Here is a 3271-nt window from a genome sequence, read left to right as displayed (position 1 = left end):
TTTGTTTTCTCATTCAGTGATACCGGAGCTAACAGCATAAACTTTATCACAGGGAGGACAAACGGGCAGCAGGTTTTTCAGAAAATTGATTTTTACATCAGGTCACCGCTCTCTCAGAGTCCCGTCTCCGGCAGCTTCGGTGAGGAGATCAGGCTCAGTACTCCCGGGGTGAGGGACAGAGATGTGTTTTACCTCTGGGATTTCAGGATGGGTACAGTTGTGAAGAGCTCGGTTTCAGATACAAATGTCATTCTTCACAGTGCCGGAGCTGATGGTGTCGGGACACTGAGAGTAAGTGACGGCTATTTCTCGTCTCCGGCTGTACCTTTCGCGTTTTCCCTGTCTGACAACACTCCCCCACGTATCAGTTTTATTCAGGACAACTATACTATTTCCGGGAACACAATCAGAACCGCTGAAACAGCTTTCTTCTTCAGTGTCAGCATAAAGGATCGCGGACCGGGAAGAGTCGATTCCGCCTCGATCAACGGAAAACCTTTTGACATTATCGCTCAGGACTCACTTTATATAAAGGTGTTTGACAGGCTTGACACTCTTAAAGATTCTCTCCCTGTGAGTATCTATACTCTCGATAACCCGGAAAACCGCAATGATACTACGGTCAATCTATGGCTTGTGTACGATCCGAAAGCCAGGAAAGGGGCGGAGCTTAATCTGTCGATACTTGTTCCTCCTTCCGACACTATTCTCCAGGCTGTGGATTCGGTGAGGATAATGGGAACCGTAAGCAGATATGCCGGTGATCCTATTGAGGTGAAACTGAGGATTAATATCGGGAATGAGACCGATACTTTTTCAGTGAAAGGGACTTTCGAAGCGGCCTGGTCCAGAATAGTTGAACTCAAAGAGGGGGCAAACAATATCACAATCACCGCTTTAGATCAGGACGGGAAATCCATTGTTTCAGCATCCAGGGTAATTATCTACAATCCCGGGCAGAAAGACAATGTTGCTCCTGTGATTCTGGAGACTACTGCAGGGGGCAGTGATGCGCGGCTGCTTACGGTTTCAGGTGATACAGTTGTCCTCAAGGTGATAGCGTTTGATGAGGGGAGCGGGATCGATTCACTGACTGTTAATGGGAAAAGGTACTTGCCCGAAGATGATTATCTCTGGAAAATCCGCCTGCCTCTGTTTCATTTACCTGAGGGGAACAGGTTTTATATAAGGGCAGTTGACAGGAGCGGTAATGATGTCCGTGATACTCTTCTGATATTTGAAAACTCTCCTCCTGTTGTGGAGACCCCGCCCAGGCCGCCCCTGCCCATGCCTGCCGGGAACATTTACAGAGACAGTATCATTGTGCGTGATCCTGATAATGATCCGGTGAAGATCAGGCTGATAAGTGGTGACCCATCAATGGTGGTTGGAGAGGATGGAAGCATATTCTGGGATGTGGACAGTGCGAAAATCGGGTTGCACGAATTTGTCATCTATTTATATGATGGTTACCAGAGTGTGGTTCACAGGTTCAAAATGATGGTGGTGGATTCTTCGGATCTGAGGGAAAGCGTTAAGTTTACGATACGGGAAAATGACTTTCCGAAATTTGTGGAAACCGGCAGTGTTTTCAGGAAATTTCTTGAGACTGACACCTCCAGAGGTGCAAGACCATATCAGTTCAGTGCATGGGTAATGGAGAGAAAAAGGGAGCTTAATTTCAGCGGTGATACTCTTCTATGGATGCCGCTTTCCTCTGATACAGGCCTGGTTCATCTTAAGATAGTGGTTACCGACACTTTCCTTACCTCAGACACTCTGTACCCTTCCATACTGGTTGTGCCACCGAACCGTCCTCTTAAACTGGAACTGCTTAATCTTACGGACACAACCTCTGCAGGTGCAATTGACCTGAGCGACTCATCCGGATCGGTTACCCTTGACTTTCACATAGATGATCCGGATACCGATCTGGCGGAACTGTTTACAGCCAGTGTAATCAGGAGAAATCGTTCCGATCTTTTAGAAATCAATAAGGAGCGTAACTTTTCGATATCCCTTTTTTCCTCTGAGATGCCTTCAGGATATGACACGGTTCTTGTTAAAGCAACTGACCGAAGCGGCCATTCCGATATCTGTTCTCTTGTTGTCTATTACGGGACTGCACCTGAACCGCCCGGAGAACCATTCCCGTCCGATGGTTCTGTTGTCAACGACAGTGTCGTGAATTTTTCATGGCAGGGAGGGGACCGGGATGGTTTTGTGTTTTACAGTTTGTCAGCCTCGTTCTGCCCCGAGCCGTCTGAGATCGCTACCGGCCTGCAAACGCAATCCTTTACATCAGAGGTTTTCAACAGGTCAGGACAGTACTGCTGGAAAGTGACTGCCTCAGATGGGAAATCTGTTGTGGAAGGACCTGTTTGGACCTTTTACCTGAGGTTGCCGGGGCATGTGCAGATCAAGACTGAATCTACTGCTTTTGCCAGTAGTTACGAGGCTCTTCAGGATTCAATTATTGTTCCGCTTTCCATCGTAGATGGAACCGGGAAAGGACCTTTGAAATGGAAAGCTTACTTTTCCGGAAGCGGAAGCAGTGTTCCTGTTGTAAATGGGACAGTGAGATATTTTCCTCAGACGGCGGATACCGGACTGCAGAAGCTGATAATTACTGTTACCGATTCAGTTGGAAACAGCGATACTCTGATTCCAGTGATTCTTGTAAGACCTCCCCTTGAGCTTGGTTTAACAATGAATTTCAGTGGAAAGTATACAGACGATGGTGCCATTGATCTCAGTGACTCAGTGGATCCGGTGAAGATCGGGTTTCTGCTTACCGAAAGAGATCCGGACACGGTAAGAATCTTTCAGAGGAACACCCAGACAATCGCTAAAGCAGATTCTGCCGGGATGATTACAATGATAGTCAATCCGATGGTTTCAGGACCCGTGGATGATACACTGAGAATAGTGGTGGTGGATTATCCCGACATTCTGGACACATCATTTGTAATTCACTACGGGAGTCCTCCCTCAGTGCCCTCAAATCCGGTACCATCGGATGATTCTCTCTCAGATGAGGAAGTTGTGACTTTGTCCTGGGAGTGCAGTGATCCTGACGGGAACGATGTCACATTTGATCTTTACTTCGGAGAAACCGGAGTGCCTGTCCTGCTGGCTGAGGGATTATTATTCCGGCAATTGAATATTTCTCATTCTATGCTGCGTAATTGACAAGTTTATGTTGAAAGAAATTCTTAACTTTATTCTTTTTCTTCTGCAAGCCTTTCATGTATTTACGGAGGCTTGTCGT

At 46.9% G+C, this 3271-nt stretch carries 1 protein-coding gene; it reads left to right on the top strand.

What is annotated here, in order from left to right; translation table 11 throughout:
* Positions 1 to 3192, top strand: a 3192-nt coding sequence (locus GX089_04035; GenBank protein NLP01642.1) for a hypothetical protein, incomplete at its 5' end; no start/stop codon positions are given.
* Positions 3193 to 3271 lie beyond the last annotated feature (79 nt).

The sequence above is a fragment of the Fibrobacter sp. genome (assembly GCA_012523595.1).
Lineage (GTDB): Bacteria > Fibrobacterota > Chitinivibrionia > Chitinivibrionales > Chitinispirillaceae > JAAYIG01.
Note: the sequence above shows the minus strand (reverse complement) of the source record. Positions and strands in the feature narration are given on the sequence as shown.